The organism is Streptomyces sp. AC1-42W, from assembly GCF_003248355.1.
Classification (GTDB): Bacteria; Actinomycetota; Actinomycetes; order Streptomycetales; family Streptomycetaceae; genus Streptomyces.
Genome location: NZ_QKWY01000001.1, coordinates 3245593 through 3268719, shown reverse-complemented (window position 1 = coordinate 3268719; position 23127 = coordinate 3245593). Strand labels below are relative to the sequence as shown.

Below are 23127 nucleotides of genomic sequence, written 5' to 3'. Positions count from 1 at the left end.
ACACCCCCGCTGAGCAGGCCGTCGCGCAGCGCGAGCAGCGTGCACAGCTCCCACTAGGGCGCGTATTTGGTCGTGATCAAGCGGCTCTGGTGAGGTCCTTGATCCAGATCATCGCGCCACGAAGGTGGAGGCCGGCGAGGTAGCTCTCCGGGGTCTTGTCATAGCGTGTGGCGATGCCCCGCCATGCCTTCAGCTTGTTGATCAGGCGCTCGACGGTGTTCCGGTCCTTGTAGAGTTCGGCATCATGGCTGACGGGCCTGCCGCCCTTGCCGCCCTTCTTCCTGCGGCTGGCGGCTTGGTCGATTTTCTCCGGGATGACGGCCTTGATGTGGCGTTTGCGCAGGTGGTTGCGGTTTCCCCTGGACGAGTAGGCCTTATCCCCGGCGACCGCGTCGGGCCGGGTGCGAGGGCGTCCGACCGGTCCGGGGACCCGGACCTTCCGCAGCACGGTGATGAACTGCGGGCTGTCGGCGGCCTGGCCCTCGGTCAGGACGAACGCCACGGGGCGGCACCTGCGCTCCCCGGCGACGTGGACCTTGCTGGTCTGCCCGCCTCTGGAGCGTCCGAGCAGGGCGGCTTTCAAACGGAGCTTTCGGCGGCGTCGGATGCGTCGCCGTTCTTCCCGTCCCGGGTCGTCCTGCCCGTCCTGTTCCTGCGGGCCGCCCCCTTTTACCGGGCCTTCTCCGCTTCGTCAGCGGCTTTCTCCAGGGCCGCCATGGCATCGGGCTCCAGGTGCATCCCGGCGGCGTCATGGTGGGCCCGGACGGTGGTGGAGTCCACGCTGACCAGGGACAAGTCCACCTCGCCCCGCTTGGCGGCTTCCGCGATCGCGCCCTCCAGCAGGGCTTCGAAGACGCCGGCGTCCCTCCACTGCCGGAAACGGTTGTGGACGGCCGACCAGGAACCGAACTCCCGGGGAATCTCGCGCCACTGGCTGCCGGTCCTGAAGTGCCAGATCACGCCCTCGAACTGCTGGCGCAGCCGTTCGGGGTAGGGGCCGTACTCGCCGATCGGCAAGTACGGCTCGATGAACTCCCACTCACTGTCGGTCAGTTGCACACGGGTCACGCACCACGGTCTACCGGATCAGGGGCAACCACGAGGGCGAAACCCGCAAATTGATCACGACCGAATACGCGCCCTAGTGCCGGTAGGCGGTCGCGTTCCCCTTGGCCGCGGCCTCGTCGAGGTAGCCCTGCCACCGGGTCGGCACGAACAGCTTCGGTGCGTTGCCGGGTACGTTGCGGGCGCCGGTGGCGTTCAGCTCCCGCAGGATCTCCAGGGCCTCGATCAGCGGCTTCGCCTCAGTGCCACCCTTGAACCGCACCGCCTCCAGCACCTTCGGCGCGAACTGCCGTATGTCGGTGTAGGAGCCGGTCAGCAGCGCCAGGTGCCCGTGGTCCTTGGGCAGCCGCGCGGTGGCCCCGGCATGCGCGGCCCGCAGCCGGGACATGCCGATCTTCCCGCGCAGCAGCGTCCCCACCGCCTCGTCCGGGAAACCGGCATCGGCCAGCACCGGGAGGATCTCGTCCAGCAGGGCGAGCCGGCCCTCGGAGAGCTTGGCCCGCTCGGCAAGCACCTCGCGCAGCTTGATCCGGGCGCGGGACTCCGAGCCGGACAGAGTCTGGTCGAAGAGCTGGACGACGGAGTCGAGGACGTCAACGGAGGACTGAGCGAGCAGGTTCAGCAGGATCGGATCGCGCCGGTTGGGCTCGCGCCGCACCAGGGCCTGCGTGGTCAGACGGCGCCCGATCTGGGCCAGGTAGCGGCGCCGCTCGGCGGGCAGCGGCGACATGTCCAGGCTGTCCGCGCCAAGGCCGCGCAGGAACCTCAGCTTCTCGACCTCGCCGCCCACGCTCGCCGGCGACGCCTGCACCGGCCCGGTCACAGCCAGTACAGCCGCGAGGACTTGAGCTCCGGGTCGACGACCAGAAGCCCGTCCAGACCCTGCGCACGCTCGGGGTAGAGCAGGTGAGCCACGCGGGCGTGGGTCTCCCGCTCGGCGGCCTCGCGGGCGGTGGCAACCTTCTCCAGCAGCGAGACCACACCCGGCCGGATCACCTTCGCCGAGCGCAGGTACTCACAGCCCAGCCGGAACAGCAGACTCGGGGAGTCGTGCTCCATCGCGCGAGCCAGCAGGAACTCATCCAGCTCCTTGAGCTCGATGGCCTTCGCCGGCTTCCACCCCAGATACCCGGCGATCTCCTTCAGATGATCCGTACGCGTCTGATCGTGCTCCCCGTAGACCGCCAGATCAGCGACCCCGAGCCCGAGCCGGCGGGCCAGACGACCGACCGCCGCAGGCGGAGCGGCGGGCACCTCGTCGGGGACGAAGTCCAGCCAGGGCAGAACGGACAACTGCACAACGGCGCCGAGCACGTTCTGTGACCGGCGGAACTTCCGCAGAAACACCTCGTCGGCCGGGGTGAGGGTGAAGTACCGGATCAGCTCGTCCCTGCCGATCGCCGGGAAGGACCGTAAACCGTCCAGTTCCTCGTCCGAGAACACCCGCGTGGCCATCGGCCCTCCCACCCCACTCGATCAACATAGACGGGACCACCGGTAACCGGACAGTTGGTGCGGACAGACGAAAATCCCCGAACTCCCGTCAGCAGAACGAGGGTTGCACTACTCTCCAACGCCCGTGAGGCGGGCAGGTCCCTAATCGCGCAGGTTCGCCATGGTCGGGTCGGCCTTGATCCGCTTCGAACTCCGTTCCGCGCCAAGCACCGCAGCCGACAGCTCGTCCGGCCACTCCTCGGGCTCGACCATCATCTGCTGCCCGACGGTGAGCACGGACATCAGCAGCCCCTTGGCGACCTGCTGCTGGAGCGCCTCGCGAATCCGGCCCTCCCGCGGCGTGATGTCCGCGGCCTTCCGTACCGCCCTCGCAGTCCCGGGCCAGATACGGGTGAGCCGGAGCGGACAGCGCCATCATCAGGTTCATCGCCTCGTGCGCGAGCCCGTCGCAGATCCGGTTCCACGTCTCCCGCGTCGTAGCCGCCCTCCTTGTAGTCGTCGATCGCGAGGGTGGCCCCCTCCATCAGCTCCCTCACCTTCGGGGCGACCTCGCCCAGGAGCTTCTGGATCTGCTCGTCACTCAGGTCGTTCAGCGGCGGCTCGTCGGCACTCAGCATGGCCGCGACGCTACCGAGCCACCCATGGTCACCGCGCCGTTTCCCCGAGATCAGCCCAGATCAGGGGCTGCCGCACGGCTTAACGTTGTTTTTTCGGCGAAAACTACTGGGACCCCGCTGACCGCGAACGCCGACTTGCCGCGGGTCACCCCGTAGTCGGTGCACACGATCGCTGCGGTGGCCGAGAACGACGCCTGCTTGCCACCGTTCGCGCCGAAGCCCCTGGGCTCCAGAGTCAGCGTGACCTGCTTGGTGACGTCCCTGATCGCCAGGTCGTCGTCCACCCCCGCAGACCGGCACGAGTACAGGTCCGGCCCGGCAGACAGGCTCGGGCTTGGCCCGGCGTGCCCGGCTACGCTTGCGCGCATGCGCTACACCGACATGCTCGAAGAGGTACGCCGCGCGGCAGCTGCCGCGGCCGCCGGAACGCGGTCGGCGCTCGCCCGCGAGACCCTGGGCAGGCTGCTGGCCGACCCCGAGGTGGACCGGGCGGCGGCCGACGACCTGGACGATGCCGCTCGGGCGGCCCTGCACGACCTGCGGATCCGGGTGTCGGCCGGGCCCAGGGTCGTTCGCGAGTCAACCGCGTCCGGGGCGTTCACAGCGTCCGGAGCGACCGAAGAAGCCACCCCCACGGCCGACAGTGCCGCCGCCGAAGCTGACGCAACAGCTCGGCTGCTGGCGACCGTTGACGCCGGCACCCTCGCGGACGGCGACATGGGCGCGGAACTGCTGGCAGCGCTGGAGGCCGCCGAGGCGTGGCGCGCGTACCTCGGTGAGGCCGCAGACCGTCACCTCGTGGATATCGCCAGGATCAGCCTGGCCGCCGCCGACTTCAGGCATCCGGCGCCGACAAGCGACATGCTCTCCTCGCCCGAGGTCGCGGCCGAATTCCAGCGCATCCAGGCAGCGTTGGCGCCGTAGCACCGAGCGCATGCGGGGCGACCGCTCCTCCACTCGCCACTCAAAAGGAAAGCCTGGCAGCCATCGCCTCGGCGAACCGCGTGGCACCGGTCTTGGCGAACGGCAGGCTGAGCGAGGGTTCGCACAACTCCGACTCTGCTGCGCAATTCAGCGGGCGCCCACGCATCGTGTCTCCGGGGACTCGGCCGCGCCCAGTCGGCCTGCTTCCGCGACGCGCTCGCGGGGTCGGATCGGCATGAAGCCGCCCCGTTGGGTAATTGCCTAAGGGCTGTCCCGTAAATGATCTCTGAGCCGCCTTGGGCGTGGTTGGCCGTTGTGCGGGCCGTGCGTCTATCCGGCGAGGGCGAGGTTGTGCATCCGGGCAATGCCGAGCATGGCGTGGTGGACTCCGTCGCCTTTGAGGCGGCAGTCGCGGAGGATCTTCCAGGTCTTCATGCGCGCGAAGACGTGCTCGACGCGGGCGCGGACCTGCTTGTGGGACTTGTTGTGTGCTTCCTTCCAGTCCGGAAGGTCTTCGCCCTTGCGTCGGCGGTGGGGCATGACGAGCCCGGTGCCGGGATAGCCGCCGTCGGCGATCGTGAGTGTTCTGCCGACGGCGGCTTTGGCGCCGGATTCCTCCCATGCCTTGCAGTCGTTGCGGTTTCCGGCAAGCGGCCGGCCCACCACGACGACCAGGCGGGTGTCGGCGTCGATGACGACCTGATGGTTGGTCGAGTACCGGTAATTCTTGGACTGCTCCGCCACCGTGTGGTCCCGGGTGGGGACCAGGGTGCCGTCCACGATGAGGACGGTGTCCTTGGCGAACCGCTTGCGGGGCTGGAGCGCGAGCATCGGCCCGAGGTGGTCGATGATGCGGTCCGCTGCCGACTTGGACACCCCGAAGAGCGGGGCGAGCTGGCGCATCGTCAAGTTTGTGCGCCAGTACGCCGCGACCAGCAGAGCCCGGTCCTCCAGCGGGAGGCTCCACGGCCGGCCCCTGCGGACCGCATCCGCACCCTCGCGCCGCAGTACGGTCACCAGCTTGCCGAACAGGCGAGGGCTCAGCCCGGTGAACGGGGCTATCCAGGACGGCTCCGACGCCGTGATCACACCAGCCACCGCAAGATCATCTCACCCGTGACCAGCAGTTACGGGACAACCCTTAGCCTCGCCGTTTCGGTTGAGATGAGGCCGGAAGCAGGGAGGAAAAACGAACGTGCCTTCTGAGCTGGGACGATGAACCTTGTCGAGGGGTTTTGTCAGTCCAAGCGGAAGGCACTTTCTGCGTGCAGGGTATCGAGAGCACAAGCTGCGCGATCGACTCGATCCTCCGGCGGGCGTAGGGTGCGGCGGCGCGGGCACCCTCGCTTAGGCTGGCCGTCTCATCGACGCACCGCGACGAGGATCAGCCCATGCGCAGCAGCACCAGAATCCGTCTGATAGAGCCCACCGACGCCGCCCCGATTGCCGCGCATCGAGTGCGGGGCTTCGAGGCTTTCCGGCCGTGGGAACCGGCCCAGCCGGCCGACTTCTTCACCCCGGCGGGCCAGGCGGAGCGGATCGACAGCCTGCTGGCCGGATACCGGGCCGGCACGGTCTGGCCGGGCGTAGTACTCGCCGACGACCAGGTGATCGGGCAGATCACCGTCGGGGGCATCCTGCCGCAGCCGCACCTGCGCCGCGGCTCCGTCGGATACTGGATCGCCAGCATCGCCCAGAATCAAGGGCACGCCGGGCACGCCGTCGGGCTTGTACTCCGGGTGATGACGGACGAACTCGGGCTGCATCGCGCCGAGGCGTCCACCAATCTGGAAAATCTGCCGTCGCAGCGGGTACTGCGCCGCAACGGGTTCAGCCCGTACGGCGTCGCGCACTCCTCGATCTTTCTCGACGGGAGCTGGCGGGACGGGCTGCTGTGGGAGCGGATCCTCGGCGACTAACCGCGCCGGTTTCGGTTGAGATGAAGCCGGAAGCGGGGAGGAAATACGAAAGTTCCTTCTGAGCTGGGACGATGAACCTTGTCGAGGGGTTCTGTCGGTCCAAGCGGAAGGCACTTCCTGCGTGCAGGGTATCGGTTCTCGTCCCAAGCTCCACGTCTCCACTGACGGTTCGGGGGTCGTCGGGCACGCGGGCGCACGTTTGCTGGCGGATCTTGCCGATGCCACCGGTCTGACCACCGCCTACTCCACTGCGCTCAGGCCGCTGCGACCGCGTGGCACCGGGCACGATCCAGGTCGGACCGCCACCGATCTCGCGGTGATGCTCGCCGACGGCGGTGAGGCGATAGCGGATCTGGCCGTGCTGCGGGACCAGGGCGAGGTATTCGGACCGGTCGCCTCCACACCTACCGCCTGGCGGTTGCTCGACGACACCGACGGGGCAGTACTCGCTTCGCTGCGAGCGGCCCGCGCCTCAGCCCGGGAAGTCGCCTGGATGCAGGCCGCCGAGACAGGCCCGGGCATGCCCGCCGTCCAGGCCGGCGGACGTGAACTTCCCGGCCTGGTCCTGGACCTCGACGCCACGCTGGTCACCTCCCACTCGGAAAAGGAACAGGCCGCGCCCACTTACAAAGGCGGCTTCGGCTTCCATCCACTGCTGTGTTTCCTCGCGAACACCGGCGAGGCCATGTCCGGCCGACTGCGGCCCGGCAACTCCGGAGCCAACACCGCCGCCGACCACATCGCGGTGCTGGACGACGCCCTCGCACAGATCCCCGACGCTCACCGGTACGGCACTCAGATCCTGGTCCGCGCCGACAGCGCCGGATCCGCAAAAGCCTTCCTCACCCACATCCGGACCTTGCGCGAGCACGGGTTGAACCTGCGGTTCTCGGTCGGATACGCCATCACCGAGCCACTCCGTCGCGCAATCCGCTCACTGCCCGAAGCTCTCTGGCATCCCGCCCTGGACCAGAACGGGACACTGCGCGACGGCACCGAGGTCGCCGAACTGACCGGCATGGTCGACCTCGCCGGTTACCCGGTCGGCACCCGCGTCATCGTGCGGCGCGAACGACCGCACCCCGGCGCCCAACTGTCCCTGTTCGATCACGACGAGGGCCTGCGACACCAGGTGTTTCTCACCGATACCCCTTACTCCGGCGGCGGCTCCGCACAGTTCCTTGAGGTCCGCCACCGCGGACACGCCACCGTCGAGGACCACATCCGGTGCGGCAAGAACACTGGCTTCGGCCGCTTCCCCTCCCGCCATTTCGACGTCAACGCCACCTGGCTCGAACTCAGCCTCACGGCGATCGATCTCCTCGCCTGGGCCCGCGTCCTCCTGCTGGATGGCGAACTCGCCGCCGCCGAACCCAAGAAACTTCGCTACCGGCTGCTGCACGTTGCCGCCCGCCTCACCCGCGGCGGACGCCGCCTCCGCCTGCGGATTCGGCGACCTGGCCCTGGAGACACGAACTGGCCACGGCTTTCCACCGCCTTGCCGCACTGCCCCGACCAGTTGACTGACCTGCGGCCCCCCGCCCGCCCACGATCCGAAGGACCCGGAGAACCCGACCATTGCGCCGGGACTCCACCATGCCCAGGCAACAGAATCGCCTCGACCACCCAACAGTCGGTGACCAACGCAGCCGCCTCAGCCCAACCGAAACGGCGAGGTTAGAGTCTTCCGGTCGGCGCCTGCCGCTTCTCAACGGCCAGTCCTTGACCTCGCTGCAACTACCCATCTGCGAGGCTTCCGATGACGAGGCATCACCAGGGGTTCACGTTGTTCACCCTGTCGGCCTTCCCCGTGACCTGTAGCTCCCGGATGGAACGGGAGCCCTTGGGCCTGGAGACCTGAGCTTCGCACCCCGCCGTTACCAGCGACGCACGTCAGGCCGGGGACAGATCCTCGAACACTGATCCGTAACTACACCTTCGGCATCAGCCGAACCTCCTTCGATGAAGCTCACTCAACTCGTGCGACTTTCGTGTCGCACCCCCGGCTCGGAGTACTACGACGGCTCCGCCCCATCCCGGCCCGATCGGCCGACGATGGGCCCAGCCTCGAACACCGCTGGACGCGTTGTCTGAGGTCAGGACCGGGACGGTTCCCGTGTTCACTCGTTGTTCGATCGACGGAGGAGAAGCCCGGCTATACCCCCGCGGCCTCGCCACGGCTACCCCGCAGCACTTCGCCATGGCCTCCCCGAACGGCCTGTAGCCACCGTCCGAGAAGTTCCCCGCCCCAGGTACAAGGCGGGGACACACCGATTCCAGCCCACATCCACCAGGTTCGAGCTGGCGTCGAGTAAGGGGGCGTCAGCACCGGTTCCTCGCGTACTCCTTTCCGTCTTGCTTGCCGGACCCGCACCATCTGGCAGTGCTGGCACGTCCCGGCTTTGTCAGGGCCGCTTGCCACCCTCCCCGGCACCTCCCGGGTCGGGCTGCCCCCAGCTTCAACCGCCCTGCTGCGACAGGACGGTGGTGGTTTTGCACCTCCACTCGAACAACGTGCGCTCGACAGGCTGGCACCGCCAGTCCGGCGGCCTTGTCGACGTTGACCGCCGCGTTGATGTCGCGATCGAGGACGGACCCGCACGCCCCGCACGCCCAGGTGCGGACATGGAGGGGCTTGGGCCCGTCCTTGACGCCGCACACGCAGCAGACCTGTGAGGTCGGCTCGAACCGCCCGATGCGGTGAAAGGACCGGCCGAACTTCGCGGCCTTGTACTCCAGCATCGCGACGAGCGCAGACCATCCGGCGTCGTGGACGGATTTGGCCAGGCGTGTACGGGCAAGTCCCCCGACCGCCAGGTCCTCCACAGCAGTCGCTTGGTTCTCGCGAATGATCCGTGTGGAGAGCCGGTGGTGGAACTCGCGCCGCGCGTCGGACACCTGCGCGTGAGCACGGGCGACCTTGACGCGAGCCTTGGTCCTGTTGTTCGACCCCCTGGCCTTGCGGCTGAGGTTCCGCTACGCCCTCTTCAGCCGCCTCTCGGCCCGGCGCAGGAAGCGCGGGCTTGCGATCTTCGTGCCGTCGGAAAGGATCGCGAAGTGCGACAGGCCCAGGTCGATGCCGACCACGGCATCCGTCTCCGCATCCTGGCGAGGTCGGTCGCCGGGTCGGCCACGTCGCCGATCTTCGGCAGGCGCAGCTTCCCGCCCGGCGTGATCCTCCACCCGGCGTTCGCGGTGAAGCGGATCGCCTGCCGGTTGTCCTTGCGGGACTTGAACCGGGGTACGCCCATGCGCGGGCGCTTGCCCTTGAGGCCGTCGAAGAAGTTCCGGTACGCAGTGGTCCAGCTCTCCAAGCTGGTCAACTCCCTCAAGGGAGTCTCCGCCCGGCTGCTGCGCAAGGAATCCGACAGTCACGTCCGCCGGCACCTGTGGAGTGGACACTTCTGGTCCGGCTCGTACTTCGCCGGCAGCTGCGGCGGCGCACCGCTGACCGTCGTCAAGCAGTACATCGAGAACCAGAAGCAGCCCATCTGACCGTCACCCCGAAGCCGCAGCGAACTCCGCCGCTTCGCGGCCCCGGGCCAAGGATGCGTCTCACCCCCGCCCTGAAGGATGGAGCACTGGCCGAGATCAAGAGGTAGATGAGATCGGTCTCGCCCTCCAGGTCGATCGCATCGAGGTAGGGCTGCAGCATCAACTGGCTGCCCTCACCGCCCAGCTCCTGCTCCGCCTGGTCTCCGGCCGCACACGCGGGCCGCTTTCCTCACCGGCCGCGAGGAGACCAGCCGGGCCCGTCTCTCGTACCGCCGGGCGGAGGAGATCTTCAAGGAGTCCACCCGGCTGCTGGCCAACCCGCTCGCCGCACCCGGGGACATCGATGACCTTGAGGGGTGGACACTGCACCGGCTGAGACATGGCGCGTTGACACACGACACCGAAGGCGGTACGTCCACGCCAATGCTGTTGGCCCGCTCCCGGCACGCTTCCGTGCGTTCCCTGGAACGCTACGCTCGCCCCGGAGTCGACGCGGTCGCCCGGCACGTCGCCGGGCGTGACCCCGCAGCCCGCCGCAACGCGCCCCGTTGACCGCGAACCCGGTAAGGAGGATGGCCCGCATGGATTTCCGACCGGTTGAGCGCGTCTCAGGAGCGTTTCAGCAGTCGCTGTCTGCCGAGGAGTTCGAAGCTGGGGATGGCGGTGTGGCTCACGGTGCCGGTGCGGGCCGGAAGTGCCGGTGCGGTTCGTGGTGCCGGTTCAGCACTGCACGGTGAGCCGGGCCCGGTCGAAGCGCCGGGCCGCGAGGTCCTCCGGGCGGATCAGCCAGTAGAGGGCGCGGTCGTCGCCGTACGACGTCTCTGTGGCCGCGTCGATCTCGAACTGGGCGAGCAGCAGCCAGCGTTGGGCCTCCTCGTCGTGGAACCGGTCGCCCCAGGAGTGGGTGTCGCCCAGGTCCGGATACGTCACCTCGTACTCCACCGGGCCCTGGATGGGCAGGGCGTGGCCGCCGAACTGGTGCCCGATGTGTCCGCGGAGGCGATTGAAGGCACGGAGGAAGGGCCTGAGCTCGGCGGGGGCCCTGCGAGGGTCGGGCCAGTCGCCGCCGTCGCCTGTGTCACCGAGCAAGGCGGCCCGGACCGGGGGCAGTCCCAGGTCGGGCGCGCTCTGCTCGGGCTCCGCAACGAGTCCCACGCGCGGCTGGGCGCGCAGTTGGGGCGGCGTCGGGGCGGGGGAAACAGGTGTGCCGTGCGGGATGTGCAGCACCCGCTGCCCCATCTGGCCTTCGGGCGTGTCGAGCGAGACGAAGGCGTCGCTGTCGGCCTGGCCGTCGAAAGCGAAGAAGAGCAGCGCGCCGCCCCGGGGAAACGGTTCCACCAGCGCCTCGCGGGGCAGCGCCGCGCAGTCCACGGAGGCGACGAAGGACAGGGGCCCGTGCGGCGGCCACTCCGGCCATGCGACATCGGCCGGAAGGTCCGGGACCCCGCCGAGGACCGCCACGGCCTCCTCGCCGTCTACGGCCCGGCGGAGGCGGGCGGAGGGTCTGAGCAGGGCCGTCCAGCGCGAGGCGAGTGCCTCGGGCAGATGGTCGGCTGCGAGGCTGGAGTACCGGTCTTCGATCATCGGAGGAGCGTACCTCCGGCTGCTCGGGATCGGAGCAATCGCGGCGACGTCCGGGTAGGACAGGCGCCCGGCGGCCTGCGCCTCGCGACGGAAGGCCGCGCTTCCCGCACCGGAACCCCCTGCCGTGGACATCCTCGACCGTGCCATCCCGCTCACTCAGCACCCCACCGCACGGTTCCTTCTCGACCTGCGCCAGGCCCGCGTGCCGGCCGTCCTCGACAAAAGCGGCCGGTGCCGCCGCGCGTTGGAAGGAATCCCCCGGCCCTGACCGCGAGGCGAAGCTGGACCGGATCGAGGAGGTCCTTCGCCGCTTCCCCGGCCGGGTTTTCGCCTTCGACGAGTTCGGCCCGCTCGGCATCCGGCCCACCCCAGGCTCGTGCTGGGCCGAACGGAAACATCCCGACCGGGTGCCCGCCACCTACCACCGCGCTCACGGGGTGTGTTACTTCCACGGCTGCTACTCGGTCGGCGACGACCGTCTGTGGGGCGTCAACCGCCGCCGCAAGGGTGTCGCGAACACGCTGGCCGCGCTGAAGCCGGTCCGCGCCGCCCGTCCCGACGGCGCCCCGATCTACGTGATCCTGGACAACCTGTCCGCCCACAAGGGCGCCGGCATCCGCCGCTGGGCGAAAAAGCACAAGGCCGAGTTGTGCTTCACCCCGACCTACGCCTTGTGGGCCAACCCGATCAAGGCGCACTTCGGACCTCTGCGGCAGTTCACCATCGCCAACTCGAACTATCCCAACCACACGGTACAGACCCGGGCACCGCACGCCTACCTACGCCGGCGCAACTCCAACACCCGCCACCCCGACATACTCGCCGCACAACGCCGAGAACGCACCCACATCCGCGGTGAGAAAGGCATCCGCTGGGGAGGGCGGCCCATCCTCAAGGCCGTGACCTGAGCCCGCCCGCGCATGCGGCACACCGCACACGCTTCCCGGATCACCGCCTCGGGCGGCGGCCATCGCCGTCGAGGGCTTCAGCGAGTTCGACACGCAACTGGTTACGGGTGCGCACCAGAATCCGCCCGAGCATGTTCTTGCCGTTCCCGGTCCTGCCCCGACCCCAGTAGTGATCGGTGGTGGTGTCTTCGACGATCTCTTCGCCGCCTGTGGACAGCAGAATGTCACGGATATCGGCATGCGTGCGGAACTTGGCTACCACCGCACGTCGCATCACGTCGTCCTTGACCCGCTCCCAGTCCCTCCGCAGAGGCTTGGACGAGTCACGGCCCAACTCCGCTGCCCGCAGCGGCGTACGCGCACGCCGGACGAGATCCGCGTGACGAGTGCCCTTGAACTTCTGCGCCTGGAAGTAGTGCTCCGAGGTCGGCCACCAGACCCCGTCGAGGTCGAAGCCGTGATCGGAGAAGTTCGAGAAACACCCATAAGGGACTTCATCGGCGCCATAGAAGTAAATCGCCATACGAGCCTCACGGGTGTTCCGGAAAACCGCACCGTGTCAGGCATGCCCCAGCCGCCGCAACCAGATTTCTTCGCCAGGCCCGGCCCTTCAGTGCACCAGCGCCCCGGCGACCCTTCCCGGCCACAGCACTAGCTCCGTACTTCGCGGGTGGCTGGTTCGGGGGTGCCGGGAGTGTCCGTTGGGGTCGTGGCCGCGTTGGGCGGGGTGTGACGAAGTCTTCCCGGTCCCTGCGGCCACGGACGGTGCGTCCTCGCATGGAGTGCGTGGTCAGCGCCGTGGTGGAGAAGCGTCTGGGCGCTCTGCCTGTCGCTGCCGAGTTTCCGCGCCGGCTGGATCGGGGCCCTTGTACTGGTTCCCCGGAAGACCGTCCAGGCAGGGAGCTGGATCGTGTTTCGTAGCGGGCCGCACCGATCACGGAGTGGCGATGTGGTTGGGTGCGGCGTGGTCCCTTGTGACGGGTGAAGTTCGAGAGAATGCTTGACGGATACAATCGGCGCTGTGTCCTCTGTCCTGCCGTTCTTGAGAACTGGTGCCCCATCGGTACTGCTCGCACCAGCGGTGTCTGGCCAGCTCGTGGAGCGCCTCGGGTTCCAGCCCTACCAGCCGTTGCCGGGTTCCGACCCGGCCACGGACGGCTGGCCCGTCGGCACGATGCTGGACCCCGGCCATGTGACCTACCGGCTCTCTGACGGGGCTGTCGAGATCGGTGACCGCGACGGCGTACTCCGGTGGCCCGCACCTGCCGAGCGGACCTGGCGAGTGATCGCCCGGTCGCCCCTGCGGCGGTGGATCAACTTCGTCGGCATCGACGGCTACGACGGCGAACCTGTCGACCACGGTTTACTCCTCTCCGCGGCGCGGGCTGGTCGTGTCGTCGCCGGTTTCGTCAGCCCGGTGGCGGGGCCCTGAACCGAGGCAGTGAACCATCCGTCGCCGCGATGGCGGACGAACAAGCCGATACAGCTGCTGTCAGACATCCCGTGCCGTAGCGGTGTCAAACTGCGGCTGGGAGGGTCCCATGGTGTGACCAGGCGGTAGCCTCGTCGTAGAGGGTGCGGGTCCTGATGCAACCGTGGAGGATGCCGACGAGGCGGTTGCCGAACTGGCGCGGGGCGGGGTTGTAGTCCAGGGCCCGGGCTCGTTGCTTGTCGTAGTAGCGGCGAGCGCCGGGCGAGATCTGCAGCGAGCAGAACGCCTGACGTTGCAGGGCGTCCACGAGCCGGTTGTTGCGGACGAAGCGGGCCTGGACGCTGTGTGTCCTGCCGGAAGCCGTCTCGGGCGGCGGTCCCGGTGCGGTCCCGTTCGGGCCGGCCGGGGCCCGCGTGTCGTGCACGGCCCCGGGCCGGGGCTCAGATAGTGAGGTGCTGCTTGGTGCCGGAGCCTTCGGCAGTCGTCTTCGGGGTGATGCCGTGCTGCTCGTCTTCGGGGCGGCCTTTCTTGGGCAGGAGGAAGGTGATCGCGAAGAAGACCACCAGTAGGCATGCCTGGACGATCAGCGCGCGGTGGAAGCCGCCGGTGAAGTCACCGGTCTTGGCCTGGGCGAAGAACACCGAGCCGAAGACCGCGACGCCGATGGAGCCGCCGACGGCCTGGACCGCCGACAGGACCCCGGAGGCGGAGCCGATCTCGTCGTCGTCGACCGCGGCCAGGATGAAGCTGAACAGGGCGGCGATCACCATGCCGGCGCCGATGCCCGACACCGCCACGCCGGGAGCGATGTCCCAGATCGAGAACGAGGCGGCGTCGAGGCCGTCGAGCTCGAACCACAGCACGGCTGCGCCGGCCAGCTGGACCAGCGGTCCGATCTGGAGCACCTTGCGGCCGATCCTGTCGGCGAGGAACGCGCCGCTGATGGCGCCGCCGATCGCGGTTCCCACCGCGAGGGGCAGGTTGCCCAGTCCCGCGTTTCCGGCGGTGAAGTGCTGGCCGATCTGGAGGAACAGGGTCAGCACGAGCTGGGTGCCGATGAGCCCGCCGAAGAACAGGGCGATGCCTCCGAGGCCGACGGTGAAGGCGGGCTTGCGCAGCAGGCCCGGGGTCACCAGTGGCTCGCGGCCCGCGGCGGCCGTGCGGCGCTGCTGGAGGGCGAAGAGGGCGAACCCGATCGCCGAGGCGGCCATGGACAGCCACGTCCACAGCGGCCAGCCGTTCTCCTGGCCCTGGTTGAGCGGCAGCACCAGCAGGGCGCAGGACGCCACGACCAGGGCGGCGCCGGTCATGTCGACCCGGACCGTGCGGTCGCCCGCCTTCTTCGGCACGAATTTCGCGGCGACGATCAGTGCCGCGATGCCGATGGGCAGGTTGATCAGGAAGACCGAGCGCCAGCCCAGGCCGAAGAAGTCGCCCTCGATGAGGAAGCCGCCCAGGACCGGGCCGATGATGCCGCCCAGGCCGAGGACGGGGCCGAAGATCGCGAAGACCTTGGTGAGCTCGGGGCCGGAGAAGTTCTCGCGCAGCAGGCCCAGGCCCTGGGGCAGCAGCATCGCTCCGGCGGTGCCCTGCAGCAGGCGGAAGGCGATCAGCGACTCGATGTTCGGCGCGATAGCGCACAGCAGCGAGGCAGTGGTGAAGGCCGCGAGTCCGATCAGGAACATCCGGCGCCGGCCGTAACGGTCGCCGAGCCGCCCGCCGAGCGCCAGGCCGGCGCCCAGGGTGAGGGCGTAGCCGCCGATCACCCACTGCAGCCCGACCGAGCCGGCGCCAAGAGATCTCTCCAGGTCCGGTCCGGCGACGTTGACGATCGAGGCGTCCAGGAGGTCCATGATCTCCGCGACGATCATCACCGCGAGGATCAGCCAGCGCCACCGGTAGGGCTCGGTCGTCTCCTCGGGGGTGGGGGACGGGTCACGCATTCCAGATACCTCCATGGTGAAGTAATTCCATTATGAAGGTAAAGTGGTGGCGGTAGGTTGTCAAAGCGGATGACCGTGCGGACCGTGTGACAGGAGAGAAGGGCGGAGGCGTGGAGGAAGCAGTGCGTGACGGGGTCGCAGAGCAGCGTGAGCGGCTGATGGAATCGCTGAGGATCTACGGCGGCCACTACGCCGAGCTCAGCCGGCGCTTCGCCGCCTGGCTGGGCCTGCACTCCACGGACGCGACCGCAGTCCTGCAGATCGCCGCCGCCGAGGAGCGCGGCACCCCCCTGTCGCCGGCGCGGCTGAGCGAGCGGATCTCCCTGTCCACCGGCGCCACCACCGCGCTGCTGAACCGCCTCGAAGCGGCGGGGCACATCACCCGCGCCCGCGAGCACTCCGACCGGCGCATCGTCACGCTGCGCAGCGGCGGGCACATCCAGGAGAGGGCGGACGAGTTCTTCGGCCCGCTCGCCCACCGCCTCGACGCCGCGATGTCGCCCTACCCGCCCCAGTTCCTCGAACAGGTCGAAGCGTTCATGGCCGACCTGAACACCACCATGGACAGCCACCTCACGGAACAGAACGCAGTGACACCGCACTCCCCCCGCACTCCCTGATGGACGAACTCCCTGACCGGCTCGCCGGCCCCGACCACCGGCGTCGGCCGCTGACTCGGCGTCGCCCCGGCCCTGTTCACCCGGCCGTGGCGGGGCACCCGGGGTGGTCGAGGTCGCACGCCGCAGCTTCGACCACCCTGAAGCGTGTGCCGCTACTGTCCGGTTCCGGCCTGGTCCTGCGGGTCGAGCTTGGCGAAGTCGACGTCCAGGTGCTGCTCGTACGCCTCCGGCGCCAAGTCGAGCTCGTGGGTGGAGTACTCGCCGAATCGCATGATCTTCTCGGTCAAGTAGGGCGAGACTGAGACCTCCGCCAGGTCCTCCGGCTCGACCTTCCAGCCCTCGGCCTGCAGCTCGCGCACCGCCTGGGCGATGTCCAGGATGTTGTGGAAGATCAGGCAGTTCCTGAGCAGGGCGTTGAACTTGACCGCCTTCCCCTGCTCGACCGGGTCGTTGTCGGTGATGACGCCCCGGTTGCCGAAGCGCACCCAGTCGCTGAAGCCGTTGAACGCCTCGATACCTTGTTGGTCGCGGCCGTCACCCGGCCGCGCAGCGGCGCGTCCGAGAGATAGCGCAGCATTCCGTGGAATCTGTATTGTCAACTCAGCACTCCTCGAACGCGGCCCAAGCGCCGTCGAGGAAGGGGGCCTGGATGCCTGTCTGCTGCTCGGCCCATCGGAAGGCTGCCTCGGCCCTGTCCATCACCAAGGCCGCGTAGGCGCTGTCAAGGAGATCAGTCTCGTTCGTGAGATCTGTCCTGCCCTGCGCTTCGAGGGCCTGTCGAAGCGACTTCCTGGACCTCTCGTCTCCGTGGAGGAGGTAGTTGCGCCACGCGTCAAGCTCGTTGAAGAACCTCCGGTGCTCACTTGGAAGGCCGAACTTGTTATTACGTCCGAGTTCGCGGGCGGCGTTGCGAAGCCCGCCCCATCGGTCGATCCATGTGCCGCTCGGCCTGACGCCGGCCTGGAGAAAGACCCAGTTGACGTATGCCTCGCCAGCCCCCTGGGCCAGGACCAGCGTTGCGATCACGGCATCTTTCTCGCGCTGCCTGCGTTCGATTCCGGAACGGCCTTCCGCCTGCTCCTGATCCGCTTCTCCCACGAACCGCCGAGCGGCGATTGCGCGTGCCTTGGCCTGCCGGAAGAGGACCTGACTGCCGTTGTAACCATGCGTCATGCCCGTCATCGTCGCAGTCCACATTGTCCGGGATCCATGGCCTGGGTGGTGACGTCCAGGATCGGCAGTAGCGTCGACGGCGGACGGCTCCGTGGGCGCACCTGCCGGCCGCGCCCCAGGGCCTCCCGCTGCCCCCTGGCATCAGCCGCCCGTATCCCGCCGCACCACCGAGGAGTCCCCGTGTCCACACCCGCCGCTCTGCCCCTCGACCTCCTCCTCGCCGGGGGCACCGTCGTCGACGGCACCGGCGCCGCCCCGGTCCGCGCCGATGTGGGCGTACGGGGCGGACGCATCGTGCATGTCGGGCCAACGCCCCCGTCGATGGCCGCCGGCGCCGCCCGCGTCAGCGACGTCACGGGGCTCACCGTCACCCCCGGCTTCATCGACCTGCACTCGCACGCCGACTTCACCGTGCTGGACACCCCCGACGCCGAGGCATGCCTGCGCCAGGGTGTGACCACGCTGGTCACCGGCAACTGCGGCCTGTCGACCTTCCCCTACCCGGACGCCGCGGTCGGAACGCCTGGCCAGTGGAGGGACCTCGCGGGCTTCGGCGCCGCCGTCGCCGCCGCGAGGCCGGCCGTCAGCATCGCTCCCCTGGTCGGCCACGGAGCACTACGCGCGGCCGTCCTCGGCGACGAACGCCGCACGGCCACCGACGAGGAACTCGCCACGATGCGAGCCCTGCTCGCCACGGCGGCGGAACAGGGAGCCCAGGGCCTGTCCACCGGGCTGATCTACGCGCCCGGCTCCTTCGCGGACCCGCGCGAGATCGTGGACCTGGCGACCGAGACCGCCGCCCACGGGCTGCTGTACGCCACCCACATGAGGGATGAAGGCGACGCCCTGCTGGAGGCCGTGGGCGAGGCACTCACCGTGGGAGGGGCCAGCGGGGTACGCCTCCAGGTGTCCCACCTCAAGGCGATGGGCCCCGCCAACCACGGCAAGGTGAAGGCCGCGCTCGCACTTATCGACGAGGCCGCGGCGGACGGCGTGGACGTGGCCTGCGACGTGTACCCCTACACCGCCTCCTCGACCCGGCTGACCTCCCGGCTCCCCCAGTGGGCCATGGACGGCGGATCCGGCGCCCTGCTGGAGCGCCTGGCCGCCCCGGAGGCCCGGAAGCGAATCCTCGCCGACGTGCGCCGCAACGTGGGCCGTACCTTCCTGCCCGAAGGGGTGATCATCGCGCAGGTGCTGCCCGGCCCGTACAGCGACCGGGCCGGCGACAGCATCGCGGACATCGCCCGGGACGAGAACGTCGAGCCCGCAGAGGCCGTCCTGCGGGTGCTGGCCGCCCACTCCGGAGAAGCGCTGCTCGTGAACCACGCGATGGCCGAAGACGACGTCGGCACCGTCCTGCGGTACCCGGGCAGCTGCGTGGCCAGCGACGGCTGGGTACTGCACGCTCCGGGGGACGGGCATCCGCACCCAAGGAACTTCGGCACCTTCGCCCGGGTCGTCGGACGGTATGTACGCGACCGCCGGATCCTCGAACTCGCCGAGGCCGTCCGCAAGATGACCTCGCTCCCCGCCTCACGCCTGGACCTGCCGGATCGCGGAACACTCGCCCCCGGCCAGGTCGCCGACATCGCCGTGCTGGACCCCGCGCGTGTCAGCGACACGTCCACCTTCAACTCCCCCTGGCAGTACGCGGTCGGCGTACGGGACGTGTACGTGGCCGGCGAACCGGTCCTCGCCGACGGCCGCGCCACGGAACTCCGCCCCGGCCGGATGCTGCTCCGCACCCCCGGGCTCCCGGCCTGAACCGAGGCCGACGTGCTGCTCGGACCGCCGCCGGGGGGTGCGGTCCGAGCAGCACGCCGAGGTGACCGCCCTCGCCCCACGGCACCTCGGGTGCCGGGCGGCACCCGAAGGACACCGTACGGTGGGCCGCCCGTAGATCCGGAGCACCGCCCTGTCCCGTTCAGTGGCCGGTGACCACCTTCACCAGCACCACGCCCAGGCCGATCACCGCGTTCGCGACTCCCGCCACGCTCGACAGCAGCACGCCGTCGCCCATCCGCCGTCCGCCGGCGAAGCCCCACCCGGCCAGCGAGCAGACGTCCACGCCGACGGCGATCCACAGCGCGGTGGACAGGCCGACGGCTCCGGCCGCCGACAGCGCGACCATCAGCAGCGGGCCCACCGCGCAGGACAGCAGCGGACTGCTGACGAACGCGAGGTGCCTCAGGTCACGGCGTACGGGCATGCGTCTGTGGATCACGCGGTGGGCCTGGGTGTCGGCGACCAGAGTCGCCAGCCACAGGCCCACCGCCGTCCCGGTGATGTAGAGCGCCGCTGTCCGGTGCCGGGTGTGCGCGTTCTGCGCCATGCCGACGACCACGGCCAGCATGGTGATCGCCGCGTAGATCCGTTCCTTGAGGCGCTCGCTCAGGGCTTCGAGCACCAGGGCGGAGGACTCCCGCTCACCGGACGGCGAGGACCCCGCGTCATCGAGATCGCTCATGCCTGGACCTTACGGTCCTGGACCGGACGCGGGGTCGCACGACGCGCGTGGCATCCGGGTGCGTCGCGGGTCCGGCACGCCGGTGAGCGGGTCGCTGCCGGACTCACCGGTGTCCGGCCGGTCCGCCGGCGAGCCTCGGGTCAGGCTTGGGGCGTCCAGACCTTGGGCCAGTCGAGGCCGCGCAGCTTGGCGTCCAGGCCGCCGTCGCTGTACATGACCGTTCCGACGCAGTAGGCGGACTTGGCGGACAGCAGGAAGAGCACGAGTTCCGCGACCTCTTCCGGGGTGCCCGCGCGGCCCGCCGGGATGGACGCGAGGAACGTCTCGATACCGGCGGCGATCTGGGGGTCCTTCCGGCCGGCCTGGGTCATCGGGGTGTCGATGAAGCCCGGTGCGATGGCGTTGAGGCGGATGCCGTCCTTGATGTAGTCGGCGGCCCGGGTGCGGGTGTAGTAGGCGACGGCGGCCTTGGTGGCCGGGTAGGTGAGGACACCGCCGTCGTCGGTCAGCGAGTCGGCGAGGGCGCGCGCCGCCTCTTCGCCGCCCGCCAGGCATGCCTCGGCCAGCTTCGGGTTCCAGCCGGGCTGGGTGGTGATGGAGTTGGAGGAGGCGAGGACCACGGAGGATTCCCCCGCGGCGGCCAGCGAAGGGCGCAGCTGTTCCAGCAGTCCGATGGCTCCGAAGTAGTTGACGGAGACCAGCAGGCTCGCGGGGCGCCCGGCGCCGCCGGAGATTCCGGCGAATGGTACGAATCCGTCGAGCCGCCCGCCGGTGAGGCGGGTGACCTCGACCGCCGCGGCAGCCCTGCCCTCGGGGGTGCCGAGGTCGGCCTCCACGTCGGTGCCGCGCAGGTCGACGCCGATGACGCGGTGTCCTTGCTCGGTGAGCAGGGAGGCGATGGATGCGCCCATGCCGGAGGCGGCTCCGGTGACGGCGATGGTTCCCATGACGGTGTTCTCCAGGTGGTTCGGTGCGGGGGTAGGGGTTGAGGGGTGCGGTAAAGGAGCCGCCCGGCGTCCCCGGAACGGGGCGCCGGGCGGAACGGGTCCCCGGACGTCTGACGGCCAGCCGTGTGGAGGCGGATCTCACACCGCCTGGCTGGGCGGCTCCTGCTGTCCTGCGTCGGGGGAGCCCGGCGTGTGGGGCTAGCGGAGTTTGATCGCTCCGCCGTCGGCCATGACGGTCTGTCCGGTCATGTACTGTGCGTCGTCGCTCGCGAGGAAGGCGACGATCGGGGCGACGTCCCGGTCGGGGTCGCCGAAGCGGCCCAGGGGCACCTTGGCGGCGGACTCGGCGTACTGTTCGGGCCGTGCCTCGGCCCAGGCTGCCACGCCCGCGGTCAGGGCCATGGGGCAGACGACGTTGACGCGGATGTTGTGCGGGGCCCATTCGTTGGCGACGACGCGGCTCAGGCCGCGGATGGCTTCCTTGGTGGCGGCGTAGGAGGCCTGGTTGGGCTGGCCGTCGAGGCCGGCGCCGGAGGCGAAGTTGATGACCGTGGCGTTGCCGGTCTTCTTCAGTTCGGGCAGGGCGGCGAGCATGAAGTTGCGGGTGGCGTAGAGGCTGGTGTCCATGGCGAGGTTCCAGTCGTCGTCCGTCTGTTCCTCGAAGGGCTTCTGGCGGGACACGCTGGCGTTGTTGACCAGGACGTCGAGTTTTCCGTACCGCTCGGCCGCCAGAGCCACCGCTTCGTCGGCGACCGCGCGGTCGGAGACGTCGCCGCGCAGGAAGGCGACCGCGTCGCCGAGCTCGCGGGCGAGGGCCTCTCCTGCGTCCTGCTGCAGGTCGACGACGACGACCCGGGCGCCGCGGGCGACGAACTGTTTCGTGATGGCGCCGCCGATGCCGGAGGCTCCTCCGGTGACGATGGCCGACTTCCCCTGCAGGGTGAGGGAACTCATGGGCTGCTTCCTTTCAGCGGGTGCCTGCGGTGCAGGCTGTCGGGGCGGTGGCCCCTGGTGTGAGTGGCGAGGCGGGCCGGCCGGGCCCGAAGGGGGCCGTGCGGTCGTGCCGCCGCCTCGCCGGTGCCGGCCCAGGGCTGGGCGGCGGGTCAGTGGGTGCGGGCGGGTTCCGGAGTGTCCGCCGGGGCGGGCACGGTGTTCTGCGGGGCGGTGGAGTGTCGCAGCCGCGGGATCGCGAGGGTGAGGAGGAGGCCGAGGGCCGCGGCGAGCATCGCCACGACGTAGGTCATGCGGAAGCCGTGTTCGCTCGGTACGGAGGCCGGGCCGAGCTGCATGGTCATGTTCGCGAGCATCGCGGCCATCACCGCGCTCGACACGGACGTTCCGATCGACCGCATGAGCGCGTTGACACCGTTGGCGGACGCCGTCTCGGTCACGGGCACGGCGCCCATGATCAGGGCCGGCATCGCGGCGTAGGCGATGCCCACACCGGCGCTGACGATCATCGACATGACGATGATCTGCCACACCTCGGACATCAGGAGCAGCCCGGCACCGTAGCCGGCGCCGATCACCGCGACACCGATCAGCAGCGAGACCCGGGCACCGTGCCGCGCGGTGATCCGGGCGGAGACGGGTGACAGGGCCATCATGATCAGTCCGCCCGGGGCGAGCGCCAGGCCCGCCGCGAGGGTGGACTGTCCGAGCCCGTACCCCGTGGCCTCGGGCGACTGGAGCAGTTGCGGAAGGGTCAGGGACATCGCGTACATGGCGAAGCCGACCAGGATCGAGGCGAGGTTGGTGAACAGCACCGGGCGCCGGACGGTGACCCGCAGGTCCACCAGCGGCTGTGGGGCGCGCAGCTCGTACCAGCCCCAGAGCACCATCACCGCCAGGCCGCCGGCAAACAGGCCGAGGGTGGTGCCGCTGGTCCAGCCCCAGTCGCCGCCCTTGGTGACGGGCAGCAGCAGGAGCACCAGGCCGGCGGCCAGACCGGCGGCGCCGGGCGTGTCGAAGCGGCCGGGCGACTGGTTCGGGGATTCACGCAGCAGGGCTGCCACGAGGGCGAGGCAGATCGCTCCGAGGCCGGCGGCGAGCCAGAACAGCACGTGCCAGTGGGCGTACTGGACGATGGCGGCCGCGACCGGCAGTCCTATCGCGCCGCCCACACCGAGGGTGGCGCTGACCAGCGAGACGGCGCCGCCGACGCGGTCGGCGGGCAGTTCGTCACGCAGGATGCTGATGCCGACCGGGATGACACCGGTGGCCAGCCCCTGCAGCACCCGCCCCGCGATCACCGGGACCAGGCTGTCGGACACGGCGCAGATCACGGAACCGGCGATGAGCGAGAGCAGGCTCGCGATGAGAATCCTGCGCTTGCCGTACATGTCCCCCAGACGCCCCGCGATGGGGGTGATCACGGCCGCGGCGAGAAGGGTGGCGGTGATCACCCAGGACGCGTTGGACGGTCCTGTGTCCAGCAGCTGGGGCAGCTTCGGGATGATCGGCACGACGAGGGTCTGCATGAGCGACACCACGACGCCGCTCATCGCGATCACCGCGGTGACCGCTCCCGGTCCCGCGGTGCGGATGGACTTGGCTGACAACGGACTCTGCTCCT

The 23127-nt window shown here is 69.6% G+C and carries 20 protein-coding genes and 5 pseudogenes; 8 read left to right on the top strand and 17 right to left on the bottom strand.

Going from position 1 to position 23127, the window contains the following annotated elements; genetic code table 11:
- Window positions 1-76 precede the first annotated feature (76 nt).
- From DNK56_RS15110 to DNK56_RS15090, 5 genes and pseudogenes are all read right to left on the bottom strand, one after another.
- Window positions 77-1068 (bottom strand): annotated as a pseudogene (locus DNK56_RS15110) (IS5 family transposase).
- Between the two features lie 73 nt (window positions 1069-1141).
- A complete protein-coding gene (locus DNK56_RS34995; RefSeq protein WP_158558514.1) occupies window positions 1142-1888 on the bottom strand; it encodes a hypothetical protein in 747 nt (248 codons plus the stop codon).
- A complete protein-coding gene (locus DNK56_RS15095) occupies window positions 1885-2520 on the bottom strand; it encodes a DUF4158 domain-containing protein (RefSeq protein ID WP_111334265.1) in 636 nt (211 codons plus the stop codon). Before DNK56_RS15095 ends, DNK56_RS34995 begins: the two co-directional genes overlap by 4 nt.
- Window positions 2521-2661: 141 nt before the next feature.
- Entirely contained in the window at window positions 2662-2802 is a 141-nt protein-coding gene (locus tag DNK56_RS34990; RefSeq protein ID WP_158558515.1) for a hypothetical protein, read from the bottom strand.
- A 385-nt stretch (window positions 2803-3187) separates the two neighbouring features.
- Window positions 3188-3421 carry a YceI family protein gene (locus tag DNK56_RS15090; RefSeq protein WP_158558516.1) on the bottom strand — a complete coding sequence of 78 codons (234 nt, stop codon included), beginning with the start codon at window positions 3419-3421 and terminating at the stop codon, window positions 3188-3190.
- An 82-nt stretch (window positions 3422-3503) separates the two neighbouring features.
- Between DNK56_RS15090 and DNK56_RS34985 the strand changes: the two genes are divergently transcribed.
- Window positions 3504-4061, top strand: a complete 558-nt coding sequence (locus DNK56_RS34985; RefSeq protein ID WP_111334261.1) for a hypothetical protein — start codon at window positions 3504-3506, stop codon at window positions 4059-4061.
- 330 nt (window positions 4062-4391) lie between these two features.
- Here DNK56_RS34985 and DNK56_RS15080 read toward each other — a convergent pair whose 3' ends face one another.
- A complete protein-coding gene (locus DNK56_RS15080; RefSeq protein WP_111334259.1) occupies window positions 4392-5159 on the bottom strand; it encodes a transposase in 768 nt (255 codons plus the stop codon).
- Between the two features lie 293 nt (window positions 5160-5452).
- Here DNK56_RS15080 and DNK56_RS15075 point away from each other — a divergent pair, with 293 nt between their 5' ends.
- A complete protein-coding gene (locus DNK56_RS15075) occupies window positions 5453-5980 on the top strand; it encodes a GNAT family N-acetyltransferase (protein WP_111334257.1) in 528 nt (175 codons plus the stop codon).
- A 91-nt stretch (window positions 5981-6071) separates the two neighbouring features.
- A pseudogene (locus tag DNK56_RS15070) lies at window positions 6072-7507 on the top strand (IS1380 family transposase).
- Window positions 7508-8491: 984 nt separating this feature from the next.
- Here the strand turns inward: DNK56_RS15070 and DNK56_RS15055 are convergent.
- Window positions 8492-9297, bottom strand: a pseudogene (locus DNK56_RS15055) (RNA-guided endonuclease InsQ/TnpB family protein); the annotation flags it as partial.
- On the opposite strand from DNK56_RS15055, the pseudogene tnpA reads away from it, so the two are divergent.
- Window positions 9281-9475: pseudogene (gene tnpA, locus DNK56_RS15050) on the top strand (IS200/IS605 family transposase); the annotation flags it as partial. The pseudogenes DNK56_RS15055 and tnpA sit on opposite strands and share 17 nt — an antisense overlap.
- Window positions 9476-10195: 720 nt before the next feature.
- Here tnpA and DNK56_RS15040 read toward each other — a convergent pair.
- Complete coding sequence (locus tag DNK56_RS15040; protein WP_158558517.1) at window positions 10196-11059, bottom strand: DUF1963 domain-containing protein; 864 nt, start codon at window positions 11057-11059, stop codon at window positions 10196-10198.
- Window positions 11060-11304: 245 nt separating this feature from the next.
- Here DNK56_RS15040 and DNK56_RS15035 point away from each other — a divergent pair.
- Window positions 11305-11967 (top strand): annotated as a pseudogene (locus DNK56_RS15035) (transposase); the annotation flags it as partial.
- Between the two features lie 40 nt (window positions 11968-12007).
- On the opposite strand, the gene DNK56_RS15030 reads toward DNK56_RS15035, so the two are convergent.
- A complete protein-coding gene (locus DNK56_RS15030; protein WP_111334253.1) occupies window positions 12008-12490 on the bottom strand; it encodes an NADAR family protein in 483 nt (160 codons plus the stop codon).
- Between the two features lie 558 nt (window positions 12491-13048).
- Between DNK56_RS15030 and DNK56_RS15025 the strand changes: the two genes are divergently transcribed.
- The gene (locus DNK56_RS15025; protein WP_146610473.1) at window positions 13049-13399 is read left to right on the top strand and encodes a hypothetical protein; all 351 of its coding nucleotides are present in this window, start codon (window positions 13049-13051) and stop codon (window positions 13397-13399) included.
- 85 nt (window positions 13400-13484) lie between these two features.
- Here DNK56_RS15025 and DNK56_RS15020 read toward each other — a convergent pair whose 3' ends face one another.
- A complete protein-coding gene (locus DNK56_RS15020; protein WP_199563751.1) occupies window positions 13485-13823 on the bottom strand; it encodes a hypothetical protein in 339 nt (112 codons plus the stop codon).
- Window positions 13824-13839: 16 nt separating this feature from the next.
- On the bottom strand, window positions 13840-15342 hold the full coding sequence (locus DNK56_RS15015; protein ID WP_111334249.1) for an MFS transporter: 1503 nt from the start codon (window positions 15340-15342) through the stop codon (window positions 13840-13842).
- A gap of 158 nt (window positions 15343-15500) precedes the next feature.
- On the opposite strand from DNK56_RS15015, the gene DNK56_RS15010 reads away from it, so the two are divergent.
- A complete protein-coding gene (locus DNK56_RS15010; RefSeq protein ID WP_446750466.1) occupies window positions 15501-15962 on the top strand; it encodes a MarR family winged helix-turn-helix transcriptional regulator in 462 nt (153 codons plus the stop codon).
- 152 nt (window positions 15963-16114) lie between these two features.
- On the opposite strand, the gene DNK56_RS15005 is transcribed toward DNK56_RS15010, so the two are convergent.
- Complete coding sequence (locus DNK56_RS15005) at window positions 16115-16561, bottom strand: Tn3 family transposase (RefSeq protein ID WP_111334245.1); 447 nt, start codon at window positions 16559-16561, stop codon at window positions 16115-16117.
- A gap of 1 nt (window position 16562) precedes the next feature.
- Window positions 16563-17135 (bottom strand): hypothetical protein, encoded by a 573-nt coding sequence (locus DNK56_RS15000; protein WP_146610474.1) that lies wholly within the window; start codon window positions 17133-17135, stop codon window positions 16563-16565.
- Window positions 17136-17315: 180 nt separating this feature from the next.
- On the opposite strand from DNK56_RS15000, the gene DNK56_RS14995 reads away from it, so the two are divergent.
- Window positions 17316-18902, top strand: coding sequence for an N-acyl-D-amino-acid deacylase family protein (locus tag DNK56_RS14995; protein WP_241989878.1), 1587 nt, complete (start codon window positions 17316-17318; stop codon window positions 18900-18902).
- A 160-nt stretch (window positions 18903-19062) separates the two neighbouring features.
- Here the strand turns inward: DNK56_RS14995 and DNK56_RS14990 are convergent, their stop codons facing one another.
- The 4 genes from DNK56_RS14990 to DNK56_RS14975 form a co-directional block, all read right to left on the bottom strand.
- Window positions 19063-19605 (bottom strand): hypothetical protein, encoded by a 543-nt coding sequence (locus DNK56_RS14990; RefSeq protein WP_111334239.1) that lies wholly within the window; start codon window positions 19603-19605, stop codon window positions 19063-19065.
- Window positions 19606-19745: 140 nt separating this feature from the next.
- Window positions 19746-20552: an SDR family oxidoreductase gene (locus DNK56_RS14985; protein ID WP_111334237.1), complete on the bottom strand. Its 807-nt coding sequence runs from the start codon at window positions 20550-20552 to the stop codon at window positions 19746-19748.
- A 198-nt stretch (window positions 20553-20750) separates the two neighbouring features.
- Window positions 20751-21506, bottom strand: a complete 756-nt coding sequence (locus tag DNK56_RS14980) for an SDR family NAD(P)-dependent oxidoreductase (protein ID WP_111334235.1) — start codon at window positions 21504-21506, stop codon at window positions 20751-20753.
- Between the two features lie 149 nt (window positions 21507-21655).
- A complete protein-coding gene (locus DNK56_RS14975) occupies window positions 21656-23113 on the bottom strand; it encodes an MFS transporter (protein ID WP_446750461.1) in 1458 nt (485 codons plus the stop codon).
- Between the last annotated feature and the right edge of the window lie 14 nt (window positions 23114-23127).